Source organism: Variovorax sp. WS11, from assembly GCF_010499245.1.
GTDB lineage: Bacteria > Pseudomonadota > Gammaproteobacteria > Burkholderiales > Burkholderiaceae_C > Variovorax.
Window position 1 is genome coordinate 198,212 of sequence record NZ_JAAGOW010000005.1, and the last position, 14,602, is coordinate 212,813.

14 protein-coding genes are annotated in these 14,602 nt (G+C 64.9%); 2 read left to right on the forward strand and 12 right to left on the reverse strand.

The genetic code is table 11. From position 1 onward, the window contains the following. Positions 1–2: 2 nt before the first annotated feature. The 11 genes from GXN78_RS35585 to GXN78_RS35635 form a co-directional block, all read right to left on the reverse strand. On the reverse strand, positions 3–647 hold the full coding sequence (locus tag GXN78_RS35585) for an EthD domain-containing protein (RefSeq protein ID WP_146163185.1): 645 nt from the start codon (positions 645–647) through the stop codon (positions 3–5). 16 nt (positions 648–663) lie between these two features. After that, complete coding sequence (locus GXN78_RS35590; RefSeq protein ID WP_106560461.1) at positions 664–1,359, reverse strand: EthD family reductase; 696 nt, start codon at positions 1,357–1,359, stop codon at positions 664–666. 16 nt (positions 1,360–1,375) lie between these two features. Beyond that, positions 1,376–2,551: an NADH:flavin oxidoreductase/NADH oxidase gene (locus GXN78_RS35595; protein WP_106560460.1), complete on the reverse strand. Its 1,176-nt coding sequence runs from the start codon at positions 2,549–2,551 to the stop codon at positions 1,376–1,378. A 34-nt stretch (positions 2,552–2,585) separates the two neighbouring features. Further along, positions 2,586–3,770 carry an MFS transporter gene (locus GXN78_RS35600; protein ID WP_106560459.1) on the reverse strand — a complete coding sequence of 395 codons (1,185 nt, stop codon included), beginning with the start codon at positions 3,768–3,770 and terminating at the stop codon, positions 2,586–2,588. Positions 3,771–3,840: 70 nt separating this feature from the next. Continuing rightward, positions 3,841–4,800 (reverse strand): MBL fold metallo-hydrolase, encoded by a 960-nt coding sequence (locus GXN78_RS35605; RefSeq protein WP_164256229.1) that lies wholly within the window; start codon positions 4,798–4,800, stop codon positions 3,841–3,843. A gap of 31 nt (positions 4,801–4,831) precedes the next feature. Beyond that, complete coding sequence (locus GXN78_RS35610; RefSeq protein WP_106561232.1) at positions 4,832–5,542, reverse strand: ABC transporter ATP-binding protein; 711 nt, start codon at positions 5,540–5,542, stop codon at positions 4,832–4,834. A 15-nt stretch (positions 5,543–5,557) separates the two neighbouring features. Continuing rightward, entirely contained in the window at positions 5,558–7,330 is a 1,773-nt protein-coding gene (locus GXN78_RS35615) for a branched-chain amino acid ABC transporter ATP-binding protein/permease (protein ID WP_106561231.1), read from the reverse strand. Further along, positions 7,327–8,250, reverse strand: a complete 924-nt coding sequence (locus GXN78_RS35620) for a branched-chain amino acid ABC transporter permease (protein ID WP_106561230.1) — start codon at positions 8,248–8,250, stop codon at positions 7,327–7,329. Before GXN78_RS35620 ends, GXN78_RS35615 begins: the two co-directional genes overlap by 4 nt. A gap of 35 nt (positions 8,251–8,285) precedes the next feature. Beyond that, positions 8,286–9,482 carry an ABC transporter substrate-binding protein gene (locus GXN78_RS35625; RefSeq protein ID WP_106561229.1) on the reverse strand — a complete coding sequence of 399 codons (1,197 nt, stop codon included), beginning with the start codon at positions 9,480–9,482 and terminating at the stop codon, positions 8,286–8,288. A 75-nt stretch (positions 9,483–9,557) separates the two neighbouring features. Beyond that, positions 9,558–10,334 (reverse strand): glucose 1-dehydrogenase, encoded by a 777-nt coding sequence (locus tag GXN78_RS35630; RefSeq protein ID WP_239143115.1) that lies wholly within the window; start codon positions 10,332–10,334, stop codon positions 9,558–9,560. Between the two features lie 29 nt (positions 10,335–10,363). Then, the gene (locus tag GXN78_RS35635; protein WP_106561227.1) at positions 10,364–12,118 is read right to left on the reverse strand and encodes an FAD-dependent oxidoreductase; all 1,755 of its coding nucleotides are present in this window, start codon (positions 12,116–12,118) and stop codon (positions 10,364–10,366) included. Positions 12,119–12,253: 135 nt separating this feature from the next. Here GXN78_RS35635 and GXN78_RS35640 point away from each other — a divergent pair, with 135 nt between their 5' ends. Further along, positions 12,254–13,075, forward strand: a complete 822-nt coding sequence (locus GXN78_RS35640) for an IclR family transcriptional regulator (protein ID WP_106561226.1) — start codon at positions 12,254–12,256, stop codon at positions 13,073–13,075. A gap of 70 nt (positions 13,076–13,145) precedes the next feature. Here GXN78_RS35640 and GXN78_RS35645 read toward each other — a convergent pair whose 3' ends face one another. Next, complete coding sequence (locus GXN78_RS35645; RefSeq protein ID WP_106561225.1) at positions 13,146–13,661, reverse strand: MarR family transcriptional regulator; 516 nt, start codon at positions 13,659–13,661, stop codon at positions 13,146–13,148. 139 nt (positions 13,662–13,800) lie between these two features. Between GXN78_RS35645 and badH the strand changes: the two genes are divergently transcribed. Continuing rightward, entirely contained in the window at positions 13,801–14,568 is a 768-nt protein-coding gene (gene badH / locus GXN78_RS35650) for a 2-hydroxycyclohexanecarboxyl-CoA dehydrogenase (RefSeq protein WP_106561224.1), read from the forward strand. The last annotated feature ends 34 nt before the right edge of the window (positions 14,569–14,602 follow it).

Below are 14,602 nucleotides of genomic sequence, written 5' to 3' on the forward strand. Positions count from 1 at the left end.
ACTCAGCGAACGGACCGGACGTCGACGAGGTAAGCCGTGGCGTGTGCAAGGTGCGCCGCAAGCAAACTGCAAATCGCCCCCTCGTCGAAGGCGTCGTGCGCCGAAGCGACGCTGCCGAACCAGAGAACGGCAAGGCCGTCCGGAGGGTGCGGCTCGGACCACAGCTGCGCTCGCCGCGCCGTGGACGCCGTCCAGTTCAGTTCAAGACGCAGACCGGTTTCGCTTGCATATCGAGCGATCTCGGCAGCGAAGCGCTCCTTTGGAGAGGCACCCAGCAAGAACGGGACGATCACCTTGACGGCGCGATCGCTCGCATCGCCCTCGTCGCCCTCCGTGTCCACGATGCACAGCGTCCAGCCCTTCAGGAAGTTGGGTTCATCGGCAGGAATGTGCCGTCGGCCAATCGTCGAGGCCTGTGCGTCGCACATCGCTTCTTCATCACGAAAATAGAGCTCCACGATGCCGTCGATGCAGAAGCACGGAGGGTCGTTCGTGGTCCAGAGAACCTTCTCCACGCGGTTGTGCGTGTACTTCGAGATGCCCTCCATGCCAAGCGCCAGGGCGGCATGCGGACCCGCCCAGTAGCTCCTGAAGTCACTGGTCGACAGGCCCTCCTTCTTCGCCAACAGCGTCATGCGCTTCTTCACGGTCGCTCCCTGTCCCTCAAACGATCCGGCGCTCGTCGACGAGGAAGGCCGTGATTTCACCGAGGAAGGTCTTGGCGTGCGCCATGGTGTTGTGACCGGCTCGCGAAGCGAACGCCTCCTGCAGGGTGCGGGTGTCCTTGAACCACAGTTCGACGATGCCATCGATGGGCAAGGTGTCGTAGTCGCAAGGCTGGCCCTTCTCGCGTTCCCGGGCAGTCACGACGTTCTGCCGATAGGCGCTCACGCCGGGCATTTGTCGCACCAGGTCGCCATGGACCCGCCATTCGCGCCGGAAGTCTTCCTCGCTCAACGCCGGCAGCCGCTTGATGACGGAAATGCGCTTCAGCAGCTTGGCGCGTTCGTCCTTGGCAGGCGGTGGGATCACGACGGATTGCTCGGCCGTGACGATGTGCAGGCCGCCGAGAAAGTGGTTCTCGTCCTTGATGAGCGCCGCGGCCAGGTCGCCATCGCCGAACGCGCGTTGGGACTGCCTCGCGTCATCGAACCAGAGTTGGGAGATTCCGTCGAAGTCCCACGGGCCTCGGACAAAGTCGATGCCTCGCTGCACGCGATCGACCACGGGGTTCTGCCAGTACTCGCGCAGATGGGGCGCACGCGCGGCCAGGGGTCCGTGCCTGTCCCTCCAGTAGGCATTGAAGTCTTCGAACGTCCAGTCCGCCTTCTTGCGGATCAATCCCATTCGTACATTCATGGCGAAACTCCTTGGTTCAATCGAGAGGGGAAACGAGAGCGGCCGCCGCCTGGGCACGGGCACGCGCCAGTCCCGGCGCCCGCTTCGCAAGCCAGACGCCGTGCCGAACCGGCCAGTGCGCATAGCCGGGATCCGCGCCCAAAGACAGCGCGGCGTGGTGTGCCCAATAGGGGTCGAACAAGGCTTCACGTCCCAGAGCGATCAGATCGGCCTTCCCTTCCGCCAGCACAGCTTCCGCCTGGCTCGCGTCGACGATCATTCCGACGGCTTGCGTTCTGATGCCTGCCTCTTTGCGGATCCGCTCTGAAAACGGCACCTGGAAACCCAGACCGCGCGGTACCGGCAGTGCACGCGTCTCTTCGGTCAGTCCGCCCGACGAGCAGTCGATGACGTCGACACCGCAACGAGCGAGTTCGCGCGAAAGAACGATGGAGTCCTCGAGACTCCAGCCGTCCACACTGCCGTCGACCGCCGACAGCCGGCAGAAGAGTGGCTTGCTCGCCGGCCAGGCCGCGCGTACCTGGCGCGCGATCTCCAGCGCCAGTCGCATACGTCCTGCAAGACCGCCGCCCCATTCGTCCGCTCGATGGTTCGAGTTGGGAGAGAGGAAGCTGGCGACCAGGTAGCCGTGGCCGAAATGCAGCTCCACGACGTCGAAGCCGGCCTTGTCGGCACGCACGGCCGCATCGACGAAGCTCTGCACGACCTCGGCAATGCCGTCGGCGTCCAGCGCAAGCGGAGCGGACCAGCCCGGCCCTGCGGGCAGCGCGCTGGGGCCGAGTCGCTGCCACGGTTCCGCGTCGGAAGCCAGGCGTGATTCCGCCAACGCCGCACCGCCCTCCCACAAGGGCTGGCTTCCGGCCTTGCGGCCTGCATGAGCCAATTGAACGCCGATGGCAGCTCCGTTGGCGTGAACGAAATCGACCACGGCCTTCAATGGGTCGATCTGGCTGTCTGTCCAAAGACCCAGATCTGCAGTGCCGATGCGCCCGCGCGGGTCGACGGCCGTGCTCTCGGTCAGGATCAGTCCCGCGCCGCCTAGCGCGAACTTTCCGAGATGCACCAGATGCCACGGCGCCGCATGCCCCGCCTCCGCGGCATGCTGGCACATGGGGGAGATCACGATCCGATTCTTCAGCGCCAGGTCGCGAAGCCGGATGGGCTGGAAAAGAAGAGGTTGATGGGATGTCATGACAAAAGGCTTTCTGATCAAGAAGAGACGGACATCAAGCCTCCTTCGGATGTCCGTCGCGCTGCCCGACCAGGAACGCGAACACGCCCCCAAGCAGAAGAAGACCCAGGGCAGAAGCGGCGAACACCATCGAGGAGGAAAATCGGTCGACGACCCACGCGGCCACCAGCACGCCCAGCGACTGACCGAGAAACAGAACGCATGCAAACAGCGACACCGCGGTGCCGCGTGCGGCAGGCGACATCTGGGTGGCATGGGTTTGCAGCGTGTTGTGCAACGCATAGAAACCGAACCCGGCGACAAGGCAGGCCGGCAGCGCCCACGCCCAGGACGGCGCGAACGCGACCGTCACGAACGCCAGGCCCATGCACGAGCCTCCAAGCCCTGCCAGCCCCGTTTCTCCGAATCGGCGCAGCAATGCGCGGGCATAGCGGCTATACACGAGGCCGCCCACACCGTAGAGCGCGACGATGGCGCCGGCCACAGGCATCGTCAAATGGAACGCAGCGTGCAGATGGGTCGGGATGAAGGCCATCGCGCTGAACGCCAACGCGCCCTCGATGCAGGTGATGACCAACACCGTCCTTGCCCAAGGCCTGGAGAGAACATCCAGCACACGGCGTCCGATGCTTCCGGTATCCGCAGGCCGGGCATGCGCGAGGCCACGCGCCAGCCTCGTCAGCATGGCTCCGCTGACCAGAAAGATCAGCGCGAGAACGGCGAACGCCGACCGCCAACCCCACAGCTCGGCGATGAGTCCGCCAAGCCACTGGCCACAGATCATTCCGAACACCGTTGCGCCGAGGAGTCTGGCCAGCACTTCCTGGCGAGCTTCATAGGCGACGCCGTCGCCTATCCATGCCATCGTCAGCGGAATGATTCCGGCCGCGGCCATCCCGGTGAAGACGCGGGCGGCGACCAGCCAATCCAGATTGGGGGACAAGGCCGCTGCCATGCATCCGATGGTGCAGGCCAATGTCGCGAAGCCGACCACGCGCGCCTTGCCGTGGCGATCCCCCAAGGGACCGTAGAACAGCTGGAGCACACCGTAGGCCAAGGCGAAGCCCGAGATCGCCCGGGCAGCCTGTCCCGTGGTCGTCGAGAACTCCAGCACCAGCGAGGGAAGCATCGCATCGCAGACCCGCATGGAGGCCATGCTTGCAAATGCGCACAGACCGAGCAGACCGAGCGTCCTCGAATCGAGGGGAGGATGGGGCATGGCCGCACTTGCTGCGCCGGAGGCAGCCGAACTCGCGCTCATGGATCAGGCGGTTGAGGCGTTCCGCGAATCAGCCTTCGAGCGTCTTCCACATCTCGACGTCGCGCTCGGCGGTCCAGATGCGCGGATCGACGTGCTTCGTGACCTCGTCGTAGCAGCGCGTCACGTCGAAGGGCATGCAGTGGTCGAAGATCACCCAGTGCCCGTACTTGGGCTTGAGCGCGGCGAAGGTGTCCTTGTAGACCGCGTTCAGGTCCTTGCCCGCAGCGACGCCCTTCTGCACGCTGGCGTACACATCGGCGATGAAGTCGCGCGTTTCCGTCAGGCCCTTGGCCACGTCCTCGGGCGTGGTCAGCGCGGCGCCGCGGCCGGGCACCAGCGCCTTGGGCTGCAGCGCGGCGAGGTTGTCCAGCGTCTTGGGCCAGTCCTTGAAGTAGGCGTCGCCGGCATAGGGCGTGGCGCCGAACTCGACCAGGTCGCCCGACAGCAGCGCGCGCTCCTGCGGGAGCCACACGACGGTGTCGCCCTTGGTGTGGCCGCGCCCGAGCTGCAGCAGCTGCACTTCGAGCTTGCCCAGCCACAGCGTCATCTTGCCGGTGAAGGTCATGGTCGGCCAGGTCATGCCGGGCGGCACCGTTTCGACGCCTGCGAACAGGCGCGGGAAGCGGCCGATCTCGCTGGCCTTGTCCTGTTCGCCGCGCTCGACGATGAGGTCATACGTGTCCTGGCTCGCGAGGATGTGCTCGGCCCCGTAGGCGCTGGCGCCGAGCACGCGCACGGCGTGGTAGTGGGTGAGCACCACGTACTTGATGGGCTTGTCGGTCACCTCGCGGATGCGGCGGATCACGTCCTGCGCCATCGCGGGCGTGGCCTGCGTGTCGGCCACCAGCACGGCGTCGTCGCCGATGACGATGCCGGTGTTGGGGTCGCCCTCGGCCGTGTAGGCCCAGGCGTGCTCGGAAATCTGGCTGAAAGTGACCTTCTTTTCTTCGAGGTCGGCTTGGCTGGCGAATTTCTTGGTCTGGCTCATGGGGTATTCCTTCTGTGGACCGTTGGAAGGGTCAGTGCGTGCCGAGGTAGGCCGCCTTGACCTTGGGATCGTTGAGGAGCGCGCGACCCGTGCCTTCCAGGGTGATGTGCCCCGTTTCGAGCACATAGGCCCGGTCGGCCACGCCGAGCGCCTGCTTGGCCATCTGCTCCACCAGCAGGATCGTCAGACCCGATTCGCGCAGCTGGCGAATGGCGTTGAAGATGTCCTTGATGATCAGGGGCGCCAAGCCGAGCGAGGGTTCATCCAGCAGCAGCAGGCGCGGCTCGCTCATCAGGGCGCGCGCGATCGCCAGCATCTGTTGCTCGCCGCCGGACAAGGTCCCGGACAGCTGGTCTTGGCGCTCGCGCAGCCTTGGGAAGCGCACAAACTCGCGCTCGATGGCGGCTTGCGTGGCGGCAGCATCCTTCCGGCGCGAATACGCGCCCAGCATGAGGTTCTCCCGCACCGTCTGGTCGGCGAAAACACCGCGACCTTCCGGCGACATGGCCACGCCAAGGCCGACGCGCTGGTGCGCGCGCACGTGGGTGACGTCCTTCCCGTCGATCCGGATACTGCCTTCGGCGACAGGCTCCAGGCCGCAGATGCTCTTGAGCAAGGTGCTCTTGCCGGCCCCGTTGGCACCGATGATCGTGACCACCTCGCCCTGCCGGACTTCCAGGCTCACGCCCTTGACGGCCTGGATCGCACCGTAGGCGACCTTGACGGATTCGAGTTTCAACATGTGTGCCTCTCCGGTTCAGGCGGCGAGCGCTTCGGGCTCGTCGACACCGAGGTACGCCTCGACGACGCGCGGATTGGCCTGCACCTCGGCGGGCTTTCCTTCCGCGATCTTGATGCCGTAGTCCAGGACGATGACGTGGTCCGAGATCGACATCACAAGATCCATGTGGTGCTCGACCATCAGGATGCTCACGCCGCACTTGCCGATCCGCAGCAACAGTTGACCCAGCTCGGCGGTCTCCTGAGGGTTGAGACCAGCTGCTGGCTCATCGAGCAGAAGCAGTTGCGGCTCGGTTGCCAGTGCCCGTGCGAGTTCGACACGCCGTTGCAGGCCGTAAGGCAGGCTGCCTGCCGGCTGATGCGCCAGATGCAGCAGGCCCACCAGGTCCAGCAATTGCAGCGCACGGGCCCGCGTTGCGGCCTCCTGCTTCCTCGCGCCGGGCAGCGCGAGCAGCGATGCGAAGAAGCCGTTCGTCATCCGGCTGTGGCGGCCCAGCATGACGTTGTCCAGCACCGACAGTTCAGCGAAGAGACGCAGGTTCTGGAAGGTTCGACCCATCCCCATGCAGCAGATCGAGTGCACCGGCCGGCCGGAGACTTCCTGGCCGAGGAACTGGATCGACCCTTCCGTTGGATCGATCAAGCCAGTCAGCATGTTGATCATCGTGCTCTTGCCGGCCCCGTTCGGCCCGATCAGTGCGTGGATGTGGCCGCGTTGGAGACGGAAAGAAACGTCCTGGGCCGGCTTCACGCCGCCGAAGTTCTTGGTAACGCCTTGAACCACCAGCAACTCGCCCTTGCCTTCGGGACCGATACGCGTGGGTTCAGCGGTTGCCTTCGGCGGTTCAGGCGCCTCCGCCGATCGCCGGAACCACTTCGAGAACAGCCCGGTCACCCCGCCCGGCATGACATAGAGCGCAAAGAGCAGCAGGAAGCCATACAGGAAGTGCTGCGCCGAAGGCCAGCGCGCCAGGGCCGCGTCGACCACCGTGAGGATCACCGTGCCGACCAGCGGCCCGTACTGGGACCCGGCTCCACCGAACAGCACCAGCAACAAGATGAAGATCGACAGGTGGAAAGTGATGAAGTCGGAGTTGATGTACTGGTTCTGCTGCGCGACGAGGGCGCCCGCGATACCGCAGGTGACTGCCGCAACGACGAACGCAATGACCTTGGCGCGATAGACGCGAACCCCCACCGAGGAGGAGGCGATCTCGTCGGCCTGCAGCGAGAGCAGCGCGCGGCCGAACCGGCCCTGCAGAAGATTGCGCAGCAGCAGGTGGGTCAAGGCGCACAGGCCGATGCCCAGCCATACCCATTGCTGCGAGGTCAATGGCTGCCCGTTCCAGGTCAGGGCCCTGATGCCATAGACCCCTTGCGCGCCGCCGAACACATCGGTCCATTCGCCCACGAGCTTCTCCACGACGATGCCGAAGGCCAGCGTCACCATGGCGAGGTACGGCCCCTTCACGCGCAGCGACGGCAAGGCGATCAGCACGCCGCAGACCGCGGAGATCCCGGCGGCGATCACGAGCGCAAGCCATGGGTTCATCTCGGTGCGCGTTGTCAGCAGGGCAACTGCATAGGCGCCCGCCGCAAAGAGACCGGCCTGACCGAGCGATTTCTGCCCCGCATAGCCCACGAGCACGTTCATGCCGGCAGCGCAGAGGTAGTAGACGCACATCATGAAGACGATGCGCAGGTAGTAGTCGTTCCCAAAGAGGGAGGTGATGCCGACCAACGAGGCCGCGACCAGGACGACGCCCAGGAGATGCTGACTGCGCTTCATACCTTCTCCACCAGCTTCTTGCCGAACAGACCGGTCGGACGGAACGCGAGGACCAGGATCACGAGACCGAAGACCGCGACCTCACGCCACTGCGCCTGCCACAGGTTGACCAGCGACTCGAGGACGCCCAGAACAAAGCCGCCGATCACGCAGCCTCGAGGATTGCTCAGGCCGCCGATCATGGCGCCCGAGAAGCCCTTGAGGCCGACCGTCAGGCCCATGAAGAGCGATGCCTGTGCAATCGGTGCGAGAAGGAAGCCCGACAGGCCCGCCAGTGCCGAACTGACCACGAAGGCGCCGATCATCACGGCATTGGTGTTGATGCCCATCAGACTGGCCACGTTGCCATTCGCCGCCACGGCGCGCATGGCCTTGCCCACCATCGTTCGGTTCATCACGAAGTCGAAGCCGAGCATGATGACCACGGCCACGGCCAGCGTCAGGAGCTCCTGCGGGCGCACGCCGACGCCGAGCACCCGGATCACCGCATCGCCGACCGGCCCGGGCACCACCACGGGCTTGGGTCCCCAGATGGCCAGGCCGATGCTCTGCAGGATGACGCCGAATCCCAGGGTGCTCATGACCCAGGCCATGCCCGGCCGACCTGCGAAAGGCCGCACGCCGATCACGTAGAGGAGCCATCCGAGCAGTCCCATGACGCCGAGCGCCGCTGCCAGGGCCAGCAGCTGGGCGCCGGCGCCGGGCAGTGCCTGGCCGAAGGTGGTCGACGTCACGGGAAGACCCAGGACCAGGAAGAGCGCGCTCATGCCGATGAAAGCACCTGCCGACACGAACTCCCCATGCGAGAAGTTGAGGGTCTTGGTGGTGGTGAATGTGATGCTGAAACCCAGGGCGACCAAGGCGTAGGCACCGCCCACGGCCAGGCCACTGAGAATCGCCTGCAAGAGCGCCTCGACCATCGTTGTCTCCGAAATGACTGCCAGGGGCTGGCGGATTACTGCTTGAAGTCCGCGCCCGCCAGCGAGCTGACGATCGGGTCCGTGTAGGGCAGCAGCTTGCCGTCCTTCCAGCGAATCCACACCAGGTCCCTGGCCGTCAGCGCTTCGTGGTGGGTCTTGCTGAACGGCTTGTCGTAGGTCTTGAGTACGCCTTGAACGGGCGTCTTCAGGTCTTCCAGCGCGAGCCGGACGGCCGATCCATCGAAGCCGTTGGCTTGCCTGGCGGCGGCGGCATAGAGCATGACCGAGTCGTAGCCGTGCAGCGCGAAGGAGAACGAGCCCGGGGCCTTGAGCTTGGGGCCGACGCGGTCGAACAGCTTCTGCTGGGCAGGCGTGCGGGTCTCGCTGACGGTGCGCATGAAGATCGGCTTTTCTGCCAAGGTCTTGCCGGCCGCGTCGTAGAAGGTGATGTTGTCTGCAGCCCAGGAGCTCAGCACCAGCGGGAAGTAGTTGATCTTCTCCATGCTGCGCACCAACTGCGCGATGGGCGTTCCCTGCGCCCAGACCACCACAGTGTCGACACCGGCAGACTTCATCTTGCTCAACTGGGACGTCATGTCCGTATCGCCGACGCCGAAGCGCTCGGTCGCTGCGATCTTGATGTCCTGGACCTTCGCCAGCTCCTCCATGTCCTTCAGCCCGCCCTGGCCGTAGCCGGTAGTCTCGGCCATCAAGCCGACGACCTTCGACTTGGCGTTGTTCTTCTTGACGTAGGCCATCAGGGCCGCGATCTGCTCGCGGTCGACCATCGAGACGCGGAACATGTAGTTGTCCGCGCCCGGGCTCATGGGCTTGGTGATGTCGGTGCCCGAACCCACGTTGCCGATCACCGGAATCTTCTTCTGGTTGGCGATGTGCTTCCAGGCCATGGCGTTGCCGGAGTTGGTCGGGCCGAACACGGCAGCGACCTTTTCGTTGTCGATCAGCTCGCTCATGTTCTGGATCGACTTCGGCGGCGCGGAGGTGTCGTCCCGGGTCACGAGCGTCAGCTTCTTGCCGAGCACGCCGCCCGCGGCGTTGAGGTCGGCAATCGCCGCTTCCATGCCCAGCACGGCCGCTTGGCCGCTTTGCGCAGAGGGCGAAGCCGACAGGTCGCCGTTGTAGCCCAACTTGATGTCTTGCGCACTCGCTGCGGCAGCTGCAACAAGACTGGCGGTCAAAACTGCTCGCTTGAAGAACGTAGGGATGCTCATGGCTGTCTCCGTGGAGGTGTTGTTGAACTCTGCGAGTTCAGGGTTGCGAACTAGAAAGGGAACGATTCTTGAGAATCAGGATGCGAGGAAGCCGCCGTCGACGGGCAGCGTCACGCCCGTCACGTAGGTGGCCATGCGCGATGCAAGAAAGACCACGGGGCCGACCAGTTCCTCGGGTTGCCCGACGCGCGCCATCGGCGTGCGCAGCATGAACTTGTCGAGGCGCTCCGGCGCTTCCCGCGTGTAGGAGGTCATGGGCGTCTCGATGACGCCGGGCGCAATGGCGTTCACGCGGACGCCGTCCTTCGCCAGTTCGACCGCGAGGGCCTGCGTCATGAGCTTGACCGCGCCCTTGGACGGGGAGTAGCCCACCACATTGGGAATCCCGGTGCTCGACGCAATGGAGCCGACGTTGATGATCACGCCCTTGGTGGCCCTCAAGGCATCCAGCCATGCATGCGTGGGAAGGAAGGTGCCCATCACGTTCACATCCAGCGTGCGCGCCAGGTTCGAAGCGGCCTTCGGACTGTCCAGTCCCTCGCGAATGATGATGCCCGCGTTGTTGACCAGGATGTCGATGTGGCCGGCTTCGCTTGCCACGGTGCGGGCCAAGGCCTGGCAAGCCTCGTGCGACGTCACGTCCAGCTGGTACGCATGGGCCTGTCCGCCTGCGGCATTGATCTCCGCCGCGACGGCCTTGGCGCTGTCGTCATTCAGATCAGTCACGACGACGGTGGCGCCGGCCTTGGCAAGGCCCTTGGCGATGGCTTTGCCATTGCCCTGGCCCGCACCGGTCACCAGCGCGAGGCGTCCGCCAAGAACCTGCGGCGCCATGAGTTCAGAGATTTCCATTGGGGTCAACTTCCTGGTCTGTTCGAAGTTCAAGCCGCATGTGCACGCTGGCGTGATGTGGCCAGCGGGACGACATCGGCTGCGGGGCGTTGCGTCTGCTGCGCGAGCGCCTGACCCACGACGTAGCCGAAGGTGAGTGCCGGGCCCAACGTGATGCCCGCCCCCGGATAGTTGCCACCCATGATGCTGGCGGCGTCGTTGCCGACCGCATACAGGCCCTCGACCGGCTGGCGGTCCTTCGTCAGCACCTGGCAGGACTCGTTCGTCGACAGCCCTGCAAACGTCCCGATCTCGCCGACGACGATCTTGATGGCGTAGTAGGGGCCCTGGCGGATGGGGGCCATGCACGGATTCGGCGTCACCAGCGAGTCGCCCTGGAAACGGTTGTAGGCGGTACTGCCCTTGGCGAACTTTGTATCGACGCCCTTGGCGGCGTCGCGATTGAAGGATTCGACTTCCTCCTGCAGCGCCGGATAGGGGACGCCCATTGCCTGAGCCAGCTCTTGCAGGCTCTTGCCGCGCTTGAGGTAGCCGGTTTTCAGATGCCTGCCGATGGGCAGCGGGAACGGAGCCACACAGCCCATTCCGTATTCGCGAAGATGCTTGTGGTCGCAGATCAGCCAGCACGTCACTTCGGAGCCATCGCATGCCTTCACCAGGTCCTGGATGAAGTCGTGGTACGACAGCGCTTCGTTGGTGAAGCGGCGACCCCGCTGGGTGACGGCGATCACGCCCGGCTTGGCGCGATCGATGAAATGCGGCATGACGCCCTCGGAGCCATCCTTGCGCTGGGTCACCGAGGTCGGACACCAGGCGGCGGCATTCGGAATCGTGGCGTCGACCCAGCCGCCGGCGGATTCCCCCAGGCGCAGACCGTCGCCGGTGTTCAGCGCGGGCGACGGGGTGAAGTGCTCGCGGCCGGTGGGCGCATGCGGAAACAACTGCTTGCGGCGCTCGACGTCGTAAGGGAAGCCGCCACAGGCCAGGACGACGCCGCGGCGCACGCGGATGTCGACCGCCTTGCCATCGCGCACCACCGTGGCCCCGACCACGGCCTGGCCCTCGACGATCAGCTTCTTGACCGGCGCGTCCAGCCACACGGGGACGTCGAGGTCCATTGCTGCCTTTGCGAGCCGGCCCGCCAGCGCGTTGCCGTTGGTCAGCGTCATCCCCCGCCCATACCTCAGCACGTCCAGAAGATGGCCGCCGAAGCGCTTGGCGACGTACCAGAAGGATTCGACGGACTTGAAGGCGCGCAGGAAATGCCACAGCTCCTTGCCCGAGCCCAGCATCATCCCGAACACGGTCAGTTCGGGCACCGGCGGCGCCAGTTGGGCGACGCGGCTGCCGAGTTCGCGGGCGTCGAACGGGCGCGTGACCATGGAACGCCCCCCGGGTTGTCCACCGGGTGCTTCGGCGTGATAGTCGGGAAACACCGGCGGCATGTCGAACTGCACGCAGGTCTTCTCGGTGAAGAAGTCGATGGCTTTGGGCCCGTTTTCGATGAAGGCGTCCACGCGTGCGGCGTCGAAATGCGTGGTCGCCTCATGCTGCAGGTAGGTGCGGGCGGCGCCCGGCGGTTCGTGGATGCCCTGCTCCTTGGCGAGCCGGGTCCCGGGAATCCACAGCCATCCGCCCGATCGCGCGGTGGTCCCGCCGTAGACCGGCGCCTTGTCCACGACCAGCACGGCCAGACCCTGGTGGGCGGCAGTCACTGCCGCCGACATGCCGGACGCGCCGGTGCCAACCACCAGAACGTCGTATTCCGTTTCCTGCGTACCCATTGACCCATCACTCCTTGAGACAGGGGCGGCGCCCCTTAGCCATTGGCGTTAGTATGGTGCTAACGCATCTTGCTATAGCTAATCGTTTACCCTAGTCTAATGAAGTTGTTAGAATCAAATCGTTAGGAGACTTTCATGGGCGCACTCGACAACGACAGCAGCGAATCGAACTCCGAGAAGGAACGCAGGGGCATCCAGTCCATCGAAGCGGGCGGCCAATTGCTCCTTGCGCTCGGGGCGCAGGGTCGTCCCATGCCCTTGCGAGAACTCGCCAAGGCCGCCGACATGGCGCCTGGGAAAGCCCATCCCTACCTGGTGAGCTTCTCCAAGCTGGGCCTGGTGACCCAGGAGGCTTCGACGGGCTACTACTGGCTGGGCCCCACCGCCATGCAGCTTGGCCTGGTGACGCTCAGGATGCTCAATCCGGTGCGCGAGGCCACACCATTCGCGGAAAGCCTGGCCATGGAAACCGGACACAGCGTTGCGCTGTCGGTCTGGGGCAATCAGGGGCCGACGGTCGTGTTCCTGTTCGATGCGATCTATCCGCTTCATACGAACATCCGGACGGGAACGGTCATGTCGCTGGCGGGCACGGCCACGGGCCGTCTGTTCGCGGCCTATCTGCCTGCCAAGCTCATCGAGGAATCGCTGCTCGAGGACGAGCGGCGGCTGGGACCGGACATCGCCAAGCCGATCGATACGGGCGACCTGCAAGACATGCTGAACGAGGTGCGCAAGCACAGCGTGTCTCGCTCGGTCAACAACCCCACACCCGGCGTCTGTTCGTTCGCCGCACCCGTCTTCGACTATTCAGGAAACATCGTGCTGGGCATCACGCTCATGGGGCGCTCGCGATCTTTCGATACCGCCTGGACCGGCCCCCAGGCCAAGGCAGTGAAAGCATGCGGCGTCGAGGTTTCCAAGCGGCTCGGTCATCAGCCCCTGCGCCCGGGTTAATCCCTGCTGCACCTGAAAGACTGATCCCTCAGCGGCGCAGATGCATGTTTGAGGAGCAACAGCGACCCGGTCAACCATCTTGAGGAGCCTCGTCGCCCCCTCCTTGACGATCGTCGACCACTTGCATGTTTTCCAGGATCTTGAGCAGGTAGTGCAAGGTGTGGGTGATGTCGTTCACGGAAAAGCCCTCGAGCACCTGCGCGTAGTAGCCGTGAATCTTCGGCAAGGCCTCGTCCTGCCATACGCGCCTCCCTGCGGTCGTCATTGACACCAGACGCGAGCGGCGGTCGCGCTCGTCGGCCGCCGTCTGGATTCGTCCATCTCTTTCCATGCGGCTGAGCAGACCGGAGAGGTTCTGCCTGCTGACTTTGAGATAGCGCGCCAGTTCGCCGACGCTCAGGCCTTCGCTCGCCACCGGCCTGGACAGCGCGCCGAGCACCGCCCACTGCTGCGTGGTCAGGCCCTCGGCCTCGACCGCCTTGGTACCTGTTTTGTGCAACATATTGGCACATTGGTACAAACGAAAGAAGACCCGGTTGGCCAGCTCGATCTTGGTCGTTTCTTCAGTATCTACAGGGTTAACCATAGGATTTTCTTTCATGGAAATGTCTTGCATGCGAGAACTCTCTCGCCGCATAATACGACAACACATTGACGTATCTGCAGCGAGCAACCCCGCTTCGACGCGTCGACGATAGCAAGCTTCAAACCTCACGGAGAACCTGATGCAGAGATTCGAAAGCAAGACAGTGGTGGTCACCGGCGGCGGCGGCGGGATCGGCGGGGCGACCTGCCGGCGCTTCGCTCGCGAAGGCGCCAAGGTCGCGGTGTACGACATGAACCTGGACGCAGCCGAGAAGGTCGCGGCCGGTATCCGGGACGAGGGCGGGCAGGCGCAGGCGTTCCGCTGCGACATCACCGACCGCGCCAGCGTCGACAAGGCGGTGGAGGCCACGCAGCAGGGCCTGGGCCCGATCGACGTGCTCGTCAACAACGCCGGCTGGGACGTGTTCAAGCCCTTCACCAAGACCGAGCCGGCGCAGTGGGACAAGCTGATCGCGATCAACCTCACCGGCGCACTGCACATGCATCACGCGGTCCTGCCCGGCATGGCGGCGCGCAAGGCCGGGCGCATCGTGAACATCGCGTCCGATGCGGCGCGGGTCGGCTCCTCGGGCGAAGCGGTGTACGCGGCATGCAAGGGCGGCCTGGTGGCGTTTTCCAAGACCATCGCCCGCGAACATGCGCGTCACGGCATCACGGTCAACGTGGTGTGCCCGGGGCCGACCGACACCGCCCTGTTCGCCGACTACAAGGAAGGCGCAGGCAACCCCGAGAAGCTGATGGAAGCGTTCACCCGCTCGATTCCGCTGGGCCGCATCGGCCAGCCGGACGACCTGCCCGGCGCCATTCTCTTTTTCGCGAGCGGCGACGCCGGCTTCGTCACCGGCCAGGTGCTGAGCGTCTCCGGCGGCCTGACGATGAACGGCTGATCGCGCGCCGGCTTTTCCTGCAACCCCCTTAGGA